The organism is Citrobacter sp. Cu096 (genome assembly GCF_030332285.1).
GTDB lineage: Bacteria > Pseudomonadota > Gammaproteobacteria > Enterobacterales > Enterobacteriaceae > Citrobacter > Citrobacter meridianamericanus.
Genome location: NZ_JAOWID010000030.1, coordinates 326,030 through 343,153, shown reverse-complemented (window position 1 = coordinate 343,153; position 17,124 = coordinate 326,030). Strand labels below are relative to the sequence as shown.

Genomic DNA, 17,124 nt, shown 5'->3' with positions numbered 1-17,124 from the left:
ATGTAGCCTTACATCAGCGGAGCCGCTAACTGCACGATGCTGATCAGCGGTTGCGGGTAGATACCCAGCACCAGTACCAGCAGGGCAGAAATCAGCACCACAATACCGCCCGCGCTGTACTGCCAGTTGGATGGCGCATCGCGGTTCAACTGCTGTGGTGCGCTCAGATACAGACTTACGGCAACGCGCAGGTAGTAGTACAAACCAATCGCGGAACCGACAACCACGGCAGCAACCAGCCACCACAGGTTAGCCTGCACACCGACCGCCAGTACGTAGAACTTACCGATAAAGCCCAGCGTCATCGGGATACCTGCCAGAGAAAGCATCATCACCGTCATCACTGCTGCGAGGATCGGACGATGCCAGAACAGGCCACGGTAGGAGAACAGAGAATCGGCATCCGGACCACGATACGGGCTGGACATCAGGCTGACCACACCGAACGCGCCGAGGCTGCTGAACAGGTAACCGGCCAGATAAACGCCAACGGCTTCCATCGACATCTCGCCGCTCTGCAGGGCAATCAGCGCCACTAACAGATAACCGAGGTGAGAGATAGAAGAGTAACCAAGCAGACGTTTGATATTGGTCTGACTCAGCGCCATCAGGTTACCAAAGATGATGGAAGCAAAGGCAATCACGCCCAGAACGATACGTACCGCTTCGCTATCACCGACCGGTGCGTACAGGAACAAACGCATTACCACGCCGAAGATAGCGATTTTGCTCGCCGTCGCCAGGAAGGTGGAAACCGGAGCCGGAGCGCCCTGGTAGACGTCTGGCGTCCACAGATGGAACGGAACCAGCGAAAGTTTGAAACCGAGGCCAACAATCATCAGACCGAAGCCCGCCAGCAGCAGCGGTTCGCTCAGCATGCCATCGCCGAGGCTCTTACCGAGCGCGACAAACGACAGATTGCCAGACTGCGCGTACACCAGCGCCATACCGAACAACAGGAAGGAAGAGGCTGCGGCAGACAGAATGGTGTATTTGATACTGGCTTCCAGCGAACGTTTCTGACGGAACGCATAGCCAACCAGACCAAACAGCGGCAGAGAAATAAGCTCAATACCAAGGAACAGCGCCGCCAGATGGTTAGCGTTAGCCAGCAGAATACCGCCGAGCGCCGCAATCAGTACCAGCAGGTAGAACTCTTCCCGGTTGTCGTCGTAGCCTTCCAGCCACGGGTAAGCGAAGGTACAGGTGGCAAGACTCGCCAACAGCACCAACCCGGTGTAGAGCATGGCGAAACCGTCAACCCGCATCAGCGGGGTGACGTCCATGGCGCCCGCCTGGCCAACAAACCAGAGCGAAACCAGCGCGGCGTTAAGCCCAATGACCGATAACGTGGCATTGAGGAAGTGATTGCGTCGCCACGCAATGGAGAGCATCACAACCACCACCGTCAAGCCGACGATCAGCAGCGGTAGCAGCGCAATCAGGTGTTGTGGAGTTATTGTCATGGCGATTTACGGCCTTGTAGTAGTAACGGAATTAACAAACCACTGCTGGATGTTGCTCATCGCAGAATGCGAGGTATCCAGAATCGGCTGCGGATAGAAGCCAAGCAGTACCAGAAGCACGACCAGCAACAGGATGATAAACAGCTCACGCAGCGACATCCCTGGCAGTTCAACACTGGCAATCTGGCTCTTCGCCTTACCGAAGTAAGCGCGATGCAGCATCGCCAGCGAGTAAACGGAGGCAAACACCAGACCAAAGGTTGAGATCACGGTAATAACCGGAACCACCTGGTAGCTGCCGAAAAGAATCATAAATTCGCCAACGAAGTTACCTGTACCCGGCATACCCAGCGTACACACTGCGAAGAACATTGACAGCGCAGGCAACCATTTCATTTTGCCCCACAGGCCGCCCATCATACGCATATCACGCGTGTGCAGACGTTCGTACAGCTGACCACACAGGATGAACAGGCCGGCTGCGGACAGACCGTGCGCAATCATCTGAATAACCGCACCCTGGTACGCCAGCTGGCTGCCGGTGTAGATAGCAATCAGCACGAAGCCCATGTGCGATACGGAAGTGTAGGCAATCAGACGTTTGATATCGTACTGATTAAAGGCCATCCACGCGCCGTAGAAGATGCCGATAACGCCCAGCCACATGGCGATAGGCGCAAACTCCGCCGACGCGTTCGGGAACAGCGGCAGAGAGAAGCGCAGCAGACCGTAGGCCGCGGTTTTCAGCAGAATCCCCGCCAGGTCAACAGAACCTGCGGTCGGTGCCTGGGAGTGCGCATCCGGCAACCAACCGTGCAACGGAACTACCGGCATTTTCACCGCGAAGGCGATGAAGAAGCCCAGCATCAACAGATATTCCACGCCGTGGGACATCGGGGTGTTCAGCAGCTCTTCATAGTTGAAGGTCCACACGCCGGTCGCTTTGTAGTGCACAAACACCAGCGCCAGGATGGCAATCAACATCACCAGACCACTCGCCTGGGTATAAATGAAGAACTTGGTTGCCGCCGTGATACGCGTTTTACCGTCAGAGGCTTTATGCCCCCACAGCGCGATCAGGAAGTACATCGGCACCAACATCATTTCCCAGAAGAAGAAGAACAGGAACATGTCGATGGCAAGGAATACGCCGATTACGCCGCCTAAGATCCACATCAGGTTCAGGTGGAAGAAGCCCTGATATTTTTCGATTTCATTCCAGGAGCAAAGTACCGCCAGAACACCGAGCAGACCGGTTAGCACCACCATCAGCAACGACAAACCGTCGATAGCAAGATGAATAGAGATGCCAAAACGTGGGATCCACGGCAGGACAAACTCAGACTGCCACTGCGGAATGCCAGCGGATTGCGTCAGTGAATAGCCGCCCTGCAACCACAGTTGCAGGCCAAGCGCCAGCGTCAGTCCCATGGTAATCAGCGCGATCCAGCGCGGCACCTTCACGCCAAAGCGTTCGGTCTGCCAGCACAGGAAGCCACCGATAAAGGGAATCAATATTAGCCAGGGTAGTAACATGGCGATTTTTATTCCTTTTTAAGGCCCCTAACAGAGGCCTGATTTTCAACGAATTTGGATAAAATTCACTTTACGATCAACGCAGTACCATCAACAGTGCCAGCACAACAACGGCGCCGATGCTCATTGATGCCACATACCAACGCAGATAGCCGTTCTCGCTGAGCAGCAGGCCTTTACCTGCAAAGCGAGACAGGATCGCCGGAATGTTCATCATTGAGTTCAGCGGATCGCGTTTCAGCAGCCATGCCACGCCAAGGAACGGCTTGACGAACACTTTGTCGTACAGCCAGTCGAAGCCCCAGGCGTTATACCACCAGGTACCCAGCAAACGGCCCGGCGCACTGTTGGCAATCGACGTCACCAGCGTGCGTTTACCCAGCCACAGCCATGCTGCGATCAGGATGCCCGCAATCGCGACGATACCGGAGGTAATTTCCAGCGTCATAACGCGCCCATGCTCAAGCTCGGTCGTCGCAGGCAGTACACCATGAAGCGGCGGCACAATCAGCGCGCCAACGAAGGTGGACAGGATCATCAGCACAATCAGCGGCAGATGATGGGTAATCCCCTTCCCGGCGTGAGCGTGAATTTGTTCTTTTCCGTGGAACACGATGAAAATCATACGGAAGGTATACAGAGAGGTCATGAACGCACCGACCAGACCTGCCACCATCAGATTGATATGACCGTTCGCCATCGCACCGGCCAGAATCTCATCCTTACTAAAGAAGCCTGCGGTAATCAGCGGTAGAGCCGAAAGCGCCGCGCCACCGACCAGGAAGCAGGCGTACACCAGCGGAATAGACTTACGCAGGCCGCCCATCTTGAAGATGTTCTGTTCGTGGTGGCAGGCCAGAATAACCGAGCCGGATGCCAGGAACAGCAGCGCTTTAAAGAAGGCGTGCGTCATCAGGTGGAAAATCGCCGCATCCCATGCCTGAACCCCAAGCGCCAAGAACATGTAGCCAATCTGGCTCATGGTGGAGTATGCGAGAACGCGTTTGATGTCGGTTTGTACCAGCGCAGCAAAACCCGCCAGCACCAGCGTGATAGCACCGATAATCCCCACCAGATGCAGGATTTCCGGGGTCATCAGGAACAGGCCGTGCGTACGTGCAATCAGGTAGACACCAGCGGTAACCATCGTTGCGGCGTGGATCAGCGCGGAGACAGGCGTTGGACCCGCCATCGCGTCGGCCAGCCATGTTTGCAACGGCAGCTGCGCAGATTTACCGACCGCACCGCCCAGCAGCATCAGGGTCGCCCACATCAGCATGTTGTTGCCGTCTGCAAAGTGCGCAGGTGCCAGCTCCACCATCTCGCGGAAGTTAAGCGTACCCAGCTCGTTGTAGAGAATGAACAGCGCGAAGGCGAGGAACACGTCACCGACACGGGTCACCACGAAGGCTTTCATAGCCGCTGCGCCATTCTTCGGATCGGAGTAATAGAAACCGATCAGTAAGTAAGAGCACAGGCCCACACCTTCCCAGCCCAGGTACATCAGCAGCAGGTTATCCGCCAGTACCAGTACCACCATGCTGGCGATAAACAGGTTGGTGTAGGCGAAGAAACGGGAGTACCCCTCTTCCCCGCGCATATACCAGGAGGCGAACATGTGGATCAGGAAGCCGACGCCGGTTACCACCGAAAGCATGGTCAGCGACAGACCGTCCAGCACCAGGTTAAAACCGATGTTGAAATCACCGACCGACATCCACGTCCACAGCGGCTGGCTGTAGGCCTGCTGGCCATTAGCAAAGAAATCAACACCAACAAACGCAGTGACCAGCGCCGCCAGGCCAATCGACCCAACGCCCACAGTCGCGGAGAGATTTTCTGACCAACGACCGCGAGAGAACGCCAGTAATACAAAGCCAATAAATGGCAGAATAATGGTTAAGGCAAGCATGTTCATCCACGCATCTCACTTACTGAATCAATGTTCAGGTTCTGGCGACGGCGATGAAGTTGCAGCAACAGCGCAAGTCCAATGCTCGCTTCCGCAGCCGCAAGGCTGATGGCGAGAATGTACATCACCTGACCATCGGTCTGGCCCCAGTAGCTTCCGGCGACCACAAAGGCCAGCGCGGAGGCGTTAATCATGATTTCCAACCCGATCAGCATAAACAGCAGATTGCGGCGGATAACCAGACCGGTCAAACCCAGGACGAATAAAATCGCAGCGAGGATCAGTCCATGTTGTAAGGGGATCATGCGTGCTCCTCCGTTTTTCTTTTCGCGCGGTCATCGGTGCGATTGCTCAGCACTTCACCTGAACGCTCTTCGCGCCCCACGTGGAAGGCCACAACCAGACCCGCCAGCAGCAGCATCGAAGCCAGTTCGACCGCCAGTACATACGGTCCGAACAGGGAAATCCCGACTGCCTTCGCGCTAATTGGCGTCCCGTCGATGCCCTGATCGTTAACGCCCAGAATGGCGTAAACAATGACCACCAGCATGATGGCCGACAGAATCGCCGGTCCAATCCACACTTGAGGTTTCAGCCACTGGCGTTCCTGTTCAATTTCAGAACCACCGAGGTTGAGCATCATTACCACGAATACGAACAGCACCATGATGGCGCCCGCGTAGACGATAATTTCCAACGCACCCGCGAAGTAAGCGCCTAACGAGAAGAACACCCCAGAAATCGCCAGCAGCGAAATAATCAGATACAGCAGTGCGTGTACCGGATTGGTGTGGGTGATCACCCGCAAGGTTGCGAGAATGGCTATCAGGCCACAGATATAAAAAGCGAACTCCATTGCCCCTCTCCTTACGGTAACAGGCTCTTGACGTCGATAGGCTTGGCTTCGTTCTCAGCTTCGCCCTTATCTTTGCCGTCGATTGCCATACCTGCCATCCGGTAGAAGTTATATTCCGGGTATTTGCCCGGACCGGAGATCAGCAGATCCTCTTTCTCGTAAACCAGGTCCTGGCGCTTGTACTCACCCAGCTCGAAATCTGGAGTCAGCTGAATAGCCGTTGTCGGACAGGCTTCTTCACACAGGCCGCAGAATATGCAGCGTGAGAAGTTAATGCGGAAAAACTCCGGATACCAGCGGCCATCTTTGGTCTCTGCTTTTTGCAAAGAAATACAGCCTACCGGACACGCTACCGCACACAGGTTACAGGCAACGCAACGCTCTTCACCGTCTGGGTCACGGGTCAGAACGATACGGCCACGGAAACGGGGCGGTAGATAGACCGGCTCTTCCGGGTACATCTGCGTTTCGCGTTTCGCGAACGCATGCAGGCCGATCATCCAGATACTGCGTACCTGGGTGCCGAAACCTACGAACAATTCTTTTAAGGTCATGGTCTTTGTGTCCCTTATTGCGCCTGCCAGAGAATGACAGCCGCCGTTACCAGCAAGTTGACGAGCGTCAGCGGCAGACAAACTTTCCAGCCGAAGGACATTACCTGGTCATAACGAGGACGCGGTAACGACGCACGAATCAAAATGAACATCATCATGAAGAACGCGGTTTTCAGCGCGAACCAGACGAATGGCGGTAAGAACGGGCCATGCCAGCCACCGAAGAACAGGGTAACCATCAACGCAGAAATGGTGACAATACCGATGTACTCACCCACGAAGAACAGACCGAATTTCATACCGGAATATTCAATGTGGTAACCATCTGCCAGTTCCTGCTCGGCTTCTGGCTGGTCAAACGGGTGACGGTGACACACCGCCACACCCGCGATGGCAAAGGTGACAAAACCAAAGAACTGCGGAATTACGTTCCAGATATCAGCCTGGTTGTTGACAATGTCGGTCATGTTAAATGAACCGGCCTGTGCCACCACGCCCATCAGGGAAAGTCCGAGAAACACTTCGTAGCTCAGCGTCTGCGCAGACGCACGCATCGCACCGAGCAGCGAGTATTTGTTGTTGCTCGACCAGCCGGCGAACAGCACCGCGTATACCGCGAGGCCTGCCATCATCAGGAAGAACAGGATCCCGATGTTCAGGTCGGCAACCACCCAGTTCGGACTCACCGGCACAATGGCGAAGGCCAGCAGCAGCGAAGTGAAGGCGATCATCGGAGCCAGGGTAAAGATGACGCGATCCGAGAATTTCGGGATCCAGTCTTCTTTAAAGAACATCTTGATCATGTCCGCAACCAGCTGGAGCGAACCACCCCAGCCAACACGGTTCGGTCCGTAACGGTTCTGGAACAGACCCAGCAGACGACGTTCGCCAAAGCTCATGAATGCCCCGCAGGTGACCACCACCAGCAGGATCACCACAGCTTTGAGAATGCTCAGCAGGATCTCAATCAGATCGGGTGTAATCCAACTCATTGTTGTGCCTCCTGCAGATCCTCAAGACGCGCACCTGCCAGAACTGGTGCGATGCCCGGCATACCCATCGGCAAACCAACCTGCCCTGCCGTTAATCCTTCAGCGATGTCAACCGGCAGCGTGACCGTAATGCCATCGTAGCTGAAAGAAACGCGCGTACCGGCATTGACACCTAACTTCGCGGCATCTGCCGGGTTGAGTTTAATGTACGGCTGCGGCATACGGGTCTGGAAGACCGGCGCACGCTGGGACATTTCGTCACTACCAAACAGGTGATAGTAAGGCGCGATACGCCACTGACCTTCCTGAGCCTGGAAGCTCGCCGGAACGGTCGTGAAATAATCCATACTCCCCGCGGAAGCTTCGATCAGACGCACACCCGGATCGCCATGGCGCAGTTTACCGCCCACTTCATCCTGGAACTTGTTCCACGCCTGTGGGGAGTTCCAGCCTGGAGCCCAGGCAAACGGAATTTGTGAACGCGGCGCAGACGGCTGGTTGTTCCCTTCCATAGAGAAAGCGAACATGGTGTCTTTGTCCTGCGGCTGACGCGGTTCGTGTACGCTGATGTTGGCGCGCATTGCGGTACGCCCACTGTAGCGGTGCGGTTCACGCGCCAGTTTCTGTCCACGGATACGGAAGCTTGCGTCCGGTGCGGCATCTTTAATACCCGCCAGTTGCGGCAACTTCTCAACGACCGCGTCGATAACATGGTCGAGCTGCGTCCAGTCCACTTCACGGCTCTGCACGGTGCTGTGCAGCGAGTGCAGCCAGCGCCAGCTTTCCAGCATTACGGTGTTGCTGTCGTAGTAGGATGGGTCATAAACCTGGAAGAAGCGCTGGGCGCGGCCTTCGTTGTTAATCACCGTACCATCGCTTTCGGCGAAGCTTGCGGCGGAAAGCACCAGATGGGCGTTTTCCATAATCGCGGTGCGCTGATGGTCAACAACCAGTACCAGCGGCGCTTTCGCCAGCGCGGCATCAACGCGGGCGGCTGAAGCATGGCGATGCAGGTCATTTTCCAGCACCACAACGGCGTCAGCGCGACCTGTTTCCAGCTCGGTCAGCGCATCGTCAAGAGAACCCCCCCCATCATGCCGAGGCCCATGCTGTTAACCGAGCGAGCAATCATGGTGATGCCGACGTCTGCGCCACGGCCTTTCAGCGCCTTCGCCACGTTGGCTGCAGCCTGAATCACTTCGGCGCTACCTGCGTTGGTACCGGAAATAATCAGTGGTTTCTTCGCCCCGGCCAATGCCTGAACGATAATGTCAATTTTGTTCTGCAGGTCACGGTCGATACCGTCAACCGCCGGAGCGTTGTTATCCAGCGCGTGGGCGATAGCGAAACCTAAACGCGCCTGATCTTCAACCGGCGCACGGTAGGTCCATGCCGCGATGTCATCCAGACGGGTGTTATCGACGTTGGTAACGAACAGCGGGTGCTTGGCGCGCTGGCCGATGTTAAGGATGGCCGCGATCTGCCAGTCAGCCACTTTTTGTGCCGCCGCCATTTCGCGAGCTTTCCCTTTCACCGCCTGACGCACCGCCAGCGCAACGCGCGCACCAGTCTGGGTCACATCTTCACCCAGCACCAGGACTGCATCGTAAGACTCGATTTCGCGCAGTGCCGGCGTATGAATGCCGCCGTCACGCAGCACGCTCAGTGCCAGTTGCAGACGCTCCAGCTCACCCTGAGCAATACCGGTATAGAAGTTATCCGCACCGACCAGCTCACGCAGCGCGAAGTTACTCTCAACGCTGGCGCGCGGAGAGCCGATACCGATCACTTTCTTCGACTGACGCAGAATGTCAGCCGCGCCCTGCATCGCCTGTTCGGCGTTGAGGGTGATCAGGTCATCGCCACGGCGCTGTACTGGCTGACGCGGACGGTCTTTCAGGTTCACGTAACCATAACCGAAACGACCACGGTCACAGAGGAAGTAGTGGTTAACGGTACCGTTGTAGCGGTTTTCGATACGGCGCAGTTCGCCATAACGCTCACCCGGGCTGGTGTTACAACCAATGGAACACTGCTGGCAGATGCTCGGCGCAAACTGCATATCCCATTTACGGTTATAACGCTCGGAGTGCGTTTTGTCGGTAAACACGCCGGTCGGGCAAATTTCTACCAGGTTACCGGAGAATTCGCTTTCAAGCGTACCGTCTTCCGGACGACCAAAGTAGACGTTGTCATGTGCGCCATACACGCCCAGATCCGTGCCATCAGCATAATCTTTGTAGTAACGCACGCAGCGATAGCAGGCGATGCAGCGGTTCATTTCGTGAGAGATGAACGGCCCCAAATCCTGGTTGCGGTGTGTACGCTTCGTGAAGCGGTAACGACGGAAGCTATGACCAGTCATGACGGTCATATCCTGAAGGTGGCAATTACCGCCCTCTTCGCAGACCGGGCAGTCGTGCGGGTGGTTGGTCATCAACCACTCGACGACGCTTTCGCGAAACTGCTTCGCTTCTTCGTCATCAATTGAAATAAAGGTGCCTTCGGTGGCAGGTGTCATACAAGACATCACCAGGCGACCACGCGTATCTTCCGCGTTCTGATATTGCTTCACCGCACACTGGCGGCAAGCACCGACGCTTCCCAGCGCCGGGTGCCAGCAAAAGTACGGAATATCAAGGCCAAGAGATAGACAAGCTTCCAGCAGGTTGTCCGCTCCGTTGACCTCATATTCTTTGCCGTCTACATGAATCGTAGCCATAGTCAGCATGCTTCCAGTTGGCTTAGTCAGAGACTAAGCGTTAATCGAATTACTTATCGCGATGCAGGGGTAAGCCTGTAATCACCAGCGCTCTTTCAGCAGGTTCGGCTGAATACCACCAATAGCGTGGGTATTGCTGAAGGTCTGCTTGATGCCAGCTTCGAATTCTTCGCGGAAATATTTAATGGCGCTCTGTAGCGGTTCCACCGCCCCCGGTGCGTGTGCACAGAAGGTTTTACCCGGGCCGAGGAAACGACACAGTTGCTCAAGTGTCTCGATATCCCCAGGCTGGCCTTCGCCACGCTCCAGCGCGCGCAGAATTTTCACACTCCACGGCAGACCATCACGGCACGGCGTACACCAGCCACAGGACTCGCGGGCAAAGAACTCTTCCAGGTTACGCACCAGCCCAACCATACCAATCTCGTGGTCGACGGCCATCGCCAGCGCAGTACCCAGACGGCTACCCGCTTTACCGATGCTTTCGAATTCCATCGGCAGGTCGAGGTGTGCTTCAGTCAGGAAGTCAGTCCCCGCACCGCCAGGCTGCCAGGCTTTGAACTTCAGGCCATCGCGCATACCGCCCGCGTAATCTTCGAGGATCTCACGCGCGGTAGTGCCGAACGGCAGCTCCCACAGTCCCGGATTCTTCACGCGACCAGAGAAGCCCATCAGCTTGGTGCCAGCATCTTTGCTCTTCGAAATGTTCTGGTACCACTCCACGCCGTTTGCGAGGATAGCCGGTACGTTACACAGGGTTTCGACGTTGTTAACGCAGGTCGGTTTACCCCATGCACCAGAGCTTGCCGGGAACGGCGGCTTGGAACGCGGGTTAGCACGACGACCTTCGAGGGAGTTAATCAGCGCGGTTTCTTCACCACAGATGTAACGCCCTGCCCCGGTGTGCACAAACAGTTCGAAATCGAAGCCAGTGCCCATAATGTTTTTGCCAAGCAGACCGGCTTCGGTCGCTTCAGCAATCGCGCGGCGCAGATGCACGGCCGCTTCGATATATTCCCCGCGCAGGAAGATGTAACCGCGGTACGCTTTCAGCGCAAACGCGGAGATCAGCATGCCTTCCACCAGCAAGTGCGGTAGCTGTTCCATCAACAGGCGGTCTTTATAGGTGCCCGGCTCCATTTCATCGGCGTTACACAGCAGGTAACGGATGTTCATGGATTCGTCTTTCGGCATCAGGCTCCACTTCAGACCGGTGGAAAAGCCCGCGCCGCCACGCCCTTTCAGGCCAGCGTCTTTTACCTGATTAACGATTTCATCCGGTGACAGCCCGGTCAGGGCTTTACGCGCACCTTCGTAGCCATTTTTGCTACGGTATTCGTCCAGCCATACCGGCTGTTTGTCATCACGCAGACGCCAGGTCAGCGGATGCGTTTCGGGAGTACGGATAATGTTTTTCATTTATACCGCTCCAGCAGTTCGGGAATGCCTTCCGGGGTCAGGTGAGCATGAGTATCTTCATCGATCATCATGTTCGGCCCCTTGTCGCAGTTCCCCAGGCAACAGGTTGGCAGCAGCGTAAAACGACCGTCAAAGGTCGTCTGCCCCGGCTTGATGTTGAGTTTTTTCTCAAGCGCAGCCTGGATCCCCTGGTAACCATTGATATGGCACACGACGCTGTCGCAATAGCGGATCACGTGGCGACCGACCGGCTGGCGGAAGATCTGGCTGTAGAACGTGGCAACACCTTCTACGTCGCTGGCCGGGATACCCAGCACATCAGCGATCGCATAGATCGCCCCATCCGGCACCCAGCCACGCTGCTTCTGAACGATTTTCAGCGCTTCAATGGACGCCGCACGCGGGTCTTCGTAGTGGTGCTTCTCGTGCTCAATCGCTTCACGCTCAGCCGCACTCAGCTCAAAAGCCTCGGTTTGTGGTTGTTGATTCTCGTGCATAATTAGCGGTCCACATCTGACATAACAAAATCGATACTACCCAGATGGACGATCAGGTCGGACACCAGGCTGCCACGTACCGCTACCGGGATCTGCTGCAGGTGCGCATAGCTCGGGGTACGGATACGGGTACGATAACTCATGGTGCTGCCATCGCTGGTCAGGTAGTAACTGTTGATACCCTTGGTCGCTTCCACCATCTGGAAGGACTCGTTTGCCGGCATAACCGGTCCCCACGAAACCTGCAGGAAGTGGGTGATCAGGGTTTCGATATGTTGCAGCGTGCGCTCTTTCGGCGGCGGCGTGGTCAGCGGATGATCCGCTTTAAACGGGCCTTCCGGCATGTTGTTGAGGCACTGCTCAAGGATGCGCAGACTCTGGCGGAGCTCTTCAACTTTCAGCATCACGCGGGTATAGCAGTCGGACACGCCGCCGCCAACCGGAACTTCAAAGTCAAAGTTCTCATAACCAGAGTACGGACGTGATTTACGCACGTCGAAATCAATACCAGTCGCACGCAGCGCAGCACCGGTACAACCCCAGTCCAGCGCTTCTTTTTTACCGTATGCGGCAACACCCTGAGAACGGCCTTTCAGGATGGTGTTGCGCAGTGCGGCTTTCTCGTAAGAATCCAGACGTTTTGGCATCCAGTCGAGGAAGTCACGCAGCAGTTTGTCCCACCCGCGCGGCAGATCGTGTGCTACGCCACCGATACGGAACCAGGCCGGGTGCATACGGAAACCGGTGATCGCTTCCACTACGTCGTAGATTTTCTGACGGTCGGTAAAGGCGAAGAATACCGGAGTCATTGCGCCGACGTCCTGAATGAACGTGGAGATGTACAGCAGGTGGCTGTTTATGCGGAACAGTTCGGAAAGCATAACGCGAATCACGTTCACGCGATCCGGTACGGTAATGCCCGCCAGTTTCTCAACCGCCAGCACGTACGGCATTTCGTTAACGCAGCCGCCGAGGTACTCAATACGGTCGGTGTACGGGATGTAACTGTGCCAGGACTGACGCTCGCCCATCTTTTCAGCACCACGGTGGTGGTAGCCGATGTCAGGTACGCAGTCGACGATTTCTTCGCCATCAAGCTGCAGCACAATACGGAACGCACCGTGAGAAGACGGGTGGTTAGGACCGAGGTTGAGGAACATGAAGTCCTCGTTTTCGGTGCTACGCTTCATGCCCCAGTCTTCTGGTTTGAAGGTCAGCGCTTCCATTTCCAGATCCTGTTTGGCTTTAGTCAGCTCAAACGGATCGAATTCGGTCGCACGCGCCGGGTAGTCTTTACGCAGCGGATGACCTTCCCAGGTATGTGGCATCAGCAGACGCGTCAGGTGCGGGTGACCTTCGATGTCGATGCCAAACATTTCCCAGGTTTCACGCTCATACCAGTTGGCATTCGGAAATAGTTTGGTGAAAGTCGGTACGCGCAGATCGTTTTCAGACAAAGCCACCTTGAGCATGATATCGCGATTGCGTTCAATGGAGATCAGGTGATAGAAAACAGAAAAATCCGCGGCGGGTAACCCTTCGCGGTGCGTACGCAGACGTTCGTCCATGCCGTGTAAGTCAAACAGCATGACGTAAGGTTTCGGCAGTCTCTTTAAGAAATCGCCAACTTCCAGTAATTGTTCACGCTTGACCCAAACAACGGGTACCCCGGTGCGAGTCGCCTGAACGGTAAAGGCATCCGGCCCAAAACGGTTGCGCAGTTCGCCAATGACCGGGTCATCAAGGTGATCCCGTGTTTGCCATACGGCGTCTTGCGCGGTTAAGTCGGTCATATTGTTCACCATTGCAAATGGTCCGTGGTGGTCGGCAGTGCTTCGCGCTATTTATGTAGTGGTAAGCGAAGGAAGTGCTGCTGCCGACAGGCGCAAATTAAATCTCGTCTGGTGTACGAAGATTCGTTACAGCAATACGTTCGCCGCGTTTACGCTCGCGTTCTGACTGCATATTGGCGCGATAAACGCCCTGATCGCCAACCACCCAAGAGAGCGGGCGGCGTTCTTTGCCAATGGAATCTTGCAACAGCATCAGAGCCTGCATATACGCTTCCGGGCGCGGCGGGCATCCCGGGATGTACACATCGACTGGAATGAATTTATCAACGCCCTGCACCACAGAATAGATGTCGTACATACCGCCAGAGTTAGCGCAGGCGCCCATGGAAATAACCCATTTAGGTTCCAGCATCTGATCATAGAGACGCTGAATTACTGGCGCCATTTTGGTAAAGCAGGTTCCGGCTACGACCATCAGGTCAGCCTGACGCGGCGATGCACGCAAAACTTCAGCACCAAAACGGGCCACATCGTGCACGGCGGTAAACGAGGTCACCATCTCAACGTAGCAGCAGGAAAGGCCAAAGTTATATGGCCAAATTGAGTTTTTACGGCCCCAGTTAACCATGTCATGCAGCTTGCCCATGAACACGTTTTTGTTAACTTCCTGCTCCAGGGGGTCGGTTACGATCTCCTGTTTTTGCAGGGGGTAACGGTCGTTCTCACCGTTAGGATCTATGCGGGTGAGCGTATAATCCATCTTAATGCCTCGCGGTTAGCGTTGACGATTAGCGATACTGTTCGTTTCCGGGTTCATACGCTCGCGGCGTGAACGCGCGGGCGTCCAGTCCAGCGCGCCAATACGCACCAGATAAACCAGACCTGCCAGTAACACAAAAATAAAAATTGCAGCTTCCACAAAGCCAATCCAGCCGCTTTCACGGATAGAAGTTGACCATGCGAACAGATACAGCGCTTCAACGTCGAAGATAACGAAGAACATGGCTACCAGATAAAACTTGGCAGACAGGCGCAAGCGGGCGGTGCCGACCGAGTCGATACCTGATTCAAACGGCACGTTTTTAGATCTCGCGCGCGCGCGACCACCTAAAAACCAGCCGCCGACGAGCATCAGGCAGCACAGGCCAATGGCAACAATAAGAAAGATAGCGAATGCCCAGTGATGAGCGATGATTTCAGTGGATGTTGACATACTCATTGCTTACTCATCAAAAGTAGCGCCAAATTCTCTGCTCTTTTCGGCAGATGAACGCCACATCGATTCATGGGGAGGAATAAAAAAAACCTTACAATCACTGTGAAAAATCATTTTAGACAGCTAATTGATAGGGTTTTTTACTCCTTTCTATAACCTTTTGTCAACTTTAACAAAAGTTTCCTCACATTATTTTACACTACTCCAACTTCATTAACATAAAGTGCTCTTTAGACCCATTTAGATCGTATCATCGGTCATTTTTAATGTTGTTGAATCGTGTCCGTAGTGAAGTAAAAAAATGATACCCGTCTATTTTGACAGGAATTCACACAGATGCCTCCCCCTAAATGGGAGTATTTTCTTGATCTGTGACACGCTTTTGTTAATTCACCATAAAAAACAGCAACAATTTCTCTAGTTTTTTAACATGGAAACAATTAGTAACGCGGTTGTTTATTTTTCACCCTCCCATCAGACTGTTTCTTTACTCGCTGATTTTGTTAAGTTTTAGTATAGCAAATGACCTAAATCGGCAATATTTGCATATAAAAAGAGCCACTGGATGTTTTTTCATCATCAGTGGCTCTTTTTCACACTTACATTTTAAACTGTTTTTTTGTGACGCGTTACTCAAAGTCGCCTTCAACAATCATCGAGTCATCTCCCCCTTCAGGGGTAAACTGATTGTATTGCCAAGGATTTTGATATGTTTGCATCGATTTAAAAATAACGTCTGCTAACTCATTTTGCACGCTCGGGTCGCTGCATAACAGATACTCAGTGTCAGGCAATGGCGGTAATCCGTCCGCTACACCCAGTACACGTAGATCCGGACTCATCATTTCAACAGGCCGCGCAGTAACACCGAGCCCTGCTTTTACCGCCGCACGAACTGCAGGCAACGTAGAAGCAACATAAGCCAAACGCCACGGGATCTGCGCAGCATTCAATGTTGCCAACACGATATCGCGAAACGGGCTCGGATCGTCAAGCAAAACCAACGGTACCGGCTCACCTTTTTGCAGGATATATTCAGCTGCGCAGTACCAGTGCGTCGGGGAGGTGCGTAGATTCAGGCACTCAAAATCTCCTGGACGATTGGTGGTCACCACCAGGTCCACTTCCTGCGACTTCAGCATATCCACCATATAAGCGTTACGTTTGACTCTCACATCAAGCGCAAGCTTCGGATAAACCGAACTTATACGGTTAAGCAGAAAAGGCAGTATGGTATCGGCGGATTCATCAGAAGCACCGATAGTTAACACTCCCTGAAGATTGTTAAACATTAATGATGAGCATGCCTCATCATTAAAACGCAGTATTTTTCTGGCGTAACCCAATAGCTGGATACCATGTTCAGTCAGCAATTTGTTGCGTCCATGGCGCGCGAACAACTCTTTCCCCACGAGCTGTTCAAGACGCTGCATTTGCTGACTCACCGCAGACTGAGTTCGACATACCGCAGCTGCCGCAGCCGCGAAGGTATTCAGATCGGCAACAGCAACAAAGGTTCTCAGCAGATCGAGGTCGAGGTTAATGATCGGACGATTTGCATTTATCATAGTTTTTCACTTACTCGCGGGTCATACCGGGTTAATGCTGTGCATTTAGAATCAAACAACTCCATTTGTAATGTGCCTCCCTTGCGGTTTCGCTTAGTGTAACCAAGTGAAAATAAGGATGTATTTGGTTAAACAAACGAAACAATGCTCTTTCTGAGCTATTTTAATACCCGTGATATTCATTCGGAATATAGCAACGAGAAAGAATCGTATTTTTAGCTGCCGGATGATTCAGGCTAATGGGAAACATGTAAATTTTGTAAATATAAAAAATGGTTAACGAACAATAATTTACACATTAAAAACAAATTTTTCAGTATGTTAGAAACAACCAACAAACATTTGAATTATCTTAAAAATCTTACTACACACCATTTGATGGGAGTTATCTTAACCTAAAACCACTATATTTATAAGTGTTATCGCGAATAATTCCGGGCAAATTGGTGCCATGTCAGAACAGCGGTTTTCGTATTATTATCCCATTCAATTTGATACTGTTTAAATATTAAATAATAATTAATTAAGAACCTCTCAATTCATTAATTATGCTTAACAATGAGTTCACACCGCATCACGTCGGGATCACACCG

At 53.7% G+C, this 17,124-nt stretch carries 13 protein-coding genes and 1 pseudogene; all 14 read right to left on the bottom strand.

Annotated elements, in window-relative coordinates; all coding sequences use genetic code 11:
- Positions 1-8 precede the first annotated feature (8 nt).
- Positions 9-1,466 (bottom strand): NADH-quinone oxidoreductase subunit NuoN, encoded by a 1,458-nt coding sequence (gene nuoN / locus OGX99_RS15975; protein WP_048211072.1) that lies wholly within the window; start codon positions 1,464-1,466, stop codon positions 9-11.
- Positions 1,467-1,472: 6 nt separating this feature from the next.
- Entirely contained in the window at positions 1,473-3,002 is a 1,530-nt protein-coding gene (nuoM, locus tag OGX99_RS15970; protein ID WP_003027692.1) for an NADH-quinone oxidoreductase subunit M, read from the bottom strand.
- Between the two features lie 76 nt (positions 3,003-3,078).
- A complete protein-coding gene (gene nuoL, locus OGX99_RS15965; protein WP_151219922.1) occupies positions 3,079-4,920 on the bottom strand; it encodes an NADH-quinone oxidoreductase subunit L in 1,842 nt (613 codons plus the stop codon).
- Entirely contained in the window at positions 4,917-5,219 is a 303-nt protein-coding gene (gene nuoK / locus OGX99_RS15960; protein WP_000612644.1) for an NADH-quinone oxidoreductase subunit NuoK, read from the bottom strand. Before nuoK ends, nuoL begins: the two co-directional genes overlap by 4 nt.
- A complete protein-coding gene (gene nuoJ / locus OGX99_RS15955) occupies positions 5,216-5,770 on the bottom strand; it encodes an NADH-quinone oxidoreductase subunit J (protein ID WP_003028059.1) in 555 nt (184 codons plus the stop codon). Before nuoJ ends, nuoK begins: the two co-directional genes overlap by 4 nt.
- An 11-nt stretch (positions 5,771-5,781) precedes the next feature.
- Entirely contained in the window at positions 5,782-6,324 is a 543-nt protein-coding gene (gene nuoI, locus OGX99_RS15950) for an NADH-quinone oxidoreductase subunit NuoI (protein WP_003028062.1), read from the bottom strand.
- Between the two features lie 14 nt (positions 6,325-6,338).
- On the bottom strand, positions 6,339-7,316 hold the full coding sequence (gene nuoH / locus OGX99_RS15945) for an NADH-quinone oxidoreductase subunit NuoH (RefSeq protein ID WP_003028063.1): 978 nt from the start codon (positions 7,314-7,316) through the stop codon (positions 6,339-6,341).
- Positions 7,313-10,038: pseudogene (nuoG, locus tag OGX99_RS15940) on the bottom strand (NADH-quinone oxidoreductase subunit NuoG). Before nuoG ends, nuoH begins: the two are co-directional and overlap by 4 nt.
- 81 nt (positions 10,039-10,119) lie before the next feature.
- The gene (gene nuoF, locus OGX99_RS15935) at positions 10,120-11,457 is read right to left on the bottom strand and encodes an NADH-quinone oxidoreductase subunit NuoF (RefSeq protein ID WP_187253461.1); all 1,338 of its coding nucleotides are present in this window, start codon (positions 11,455-11,457) and stop codon (positions 10,120-10,122) included.
- Positions 11,454-11,954: an NADH-quinone oxidoreductase subunit NuoE gene (nuoE, locus tag OGX99_RS15930; RefSeq protein ID WP_003028069.1), complete on the bottom strand. Its 501-nt coding sequence runs from the start codon at positions 11,952-11,954 to the stop codon at positions 11,454-11,456. The genes nuoF and nuoE overlap by 4 nt, the downstream gene beginning before the upstream one ends.
- A 2-nt stretch (positions 11,955-11,956) precedes the next feature.
- A complete protein-coding gene (gene nuoC / locus OGX99_RS15925; RefSeq protein WP_151219925.1) occupies positions 11,957-13,759 on the bottom strand; it encodes an NADH-quinone oxidoreductase subunit C/D in 1,803 nt (600 codons plus the stop codon).
- A gap of 85 nt (positions 13,760-13,844) precedes the next feature.
- The gene (gene nuoB / locus OGX99_RS15920) at positions 13,845-14,507 is read right to left on the bottom strand and encodes an NADH-quinone oxidoreductase subunit NuoB (protein WP_003028075.1); all 663 of its coding nucleotides are present in this window, start codon (positions 14,505-14,507) and stop codon (positions 13,845-13,847) included.
- Positions 14,508-14,522: 15 nt separating this feature from the next.
- Positions 14,523-14,966, bottom strand: a complete 444-nt coding sequence (nuoA, locus tag OGX99_RS15915; protein WP_003028077.1) for an NADH-quinone oxidoreductase subunit NuoA — start codon at positions 14,964-14,966, stop codon at positions 14,523-14,525.
- Between the two features lie 626 nt (positions 14,967-15,592).
- Positions 15,593-16,531, bottom strand: coding sequence for a transcriptional regulator LrhA (lrhA, locus tag OGX99_RS15910; protein ID WP_151219927.1), 939 nt, complete (start codon positions 16,529-16,531; stop codon positions 15,593-15,595).
- Between the last annotated feature and the right edge of the window lie 593 nt (positions 16,532-17,124).

Excerpts from the sequence above, each read along its gene's own strand:
- nuoJ (WP_003028059.1), bottom strand. The coding sequence starts at position 5,770 with ATGGAGTTCGCTTTTTATATCTGTGGCCTGATAGCCATTCTCGCAACC.
- nuoN (WP_048211072.1), bottom strand. The coding sequence starts at position 1,466 with ATGACAATAACTCCACAACACCTGATTGCGCTGCTACCGCTGCTGATC.
- nuoA (WP_003028077.1), bottom strand. The coding sequence starts at position 14,966 with ATGAGTATGTCAACATCCACTGAAATCATCGCTCATCACTGGGCATTC.
- nuoK (WP_000612644.1), bottom strand. The coding sequence starts at position 5,219 with ATGATCCCCTTACAACATGGACTGATCCTCGCTGCGATTTTATTCGTC.
- nuoF (WP_187253461.1), bottom strand. The coding sequence starts at position 11,457 with ATGAAAAACATTATCCGTACTCCCGAAACGCATCCGCTGACCTGGCGT.
- nuoC (WP_151219925.1), bottom strand. The coding sequence starts at position 13,759 with ATGGTGAACAATATGACCGACTTAACCGCGCAAGACGCCGTATGGCAA.
- nuoE (WP_003028069.1), bottom strand. The coding sequence starts at position 11,954 with ATGCACGAGAATCAACAACCACAAACCGAGGCTTTTGAGCTGAGTGCG.
- nuoL (WP_151219922.1), bottom strand. The coding sequence starts at position 4,920 with ATGAACATGCTTGCCTTAACCATTATTCTGCCATTTATTGGCTTTGTA.
- lrhA (WP_151219927.1), bottom strand. The coding sequence starts at position 16,531 with ATGATAAATGCAAATCGTCCGATCATTAACCTCGACCTCGATCTGCTG.
- nuoI (WP_003028062.1), bottom strand. The coding sequence starts at position 6,324 with ATGACCTTAAAAGAATTGTTCGTAGGTTTCGGCACCCAGGTACGCAGT.
- nuoH (WP_003028063.1), bottom strand. The coding sequence starts at position 7,316 with ATGAGTTGGATTACACCCGATCTGATTGAGATCCTGCTGAGCATTCTC.
- nuoB (WP_003028075.1), bottom strand. The coding sequence starts at position 14,507 with ATGGATTATACGCTCACCCGCATAGATCCTAACGGTGAGAACGACCGT.
- nuoM (WP_003027692.1), bottom strand. The coding sequence starts at position 3,002 with ATGTTACTACCCTGGCTAATATTGATTCCCTTTATCGGTGGCTTCCTG.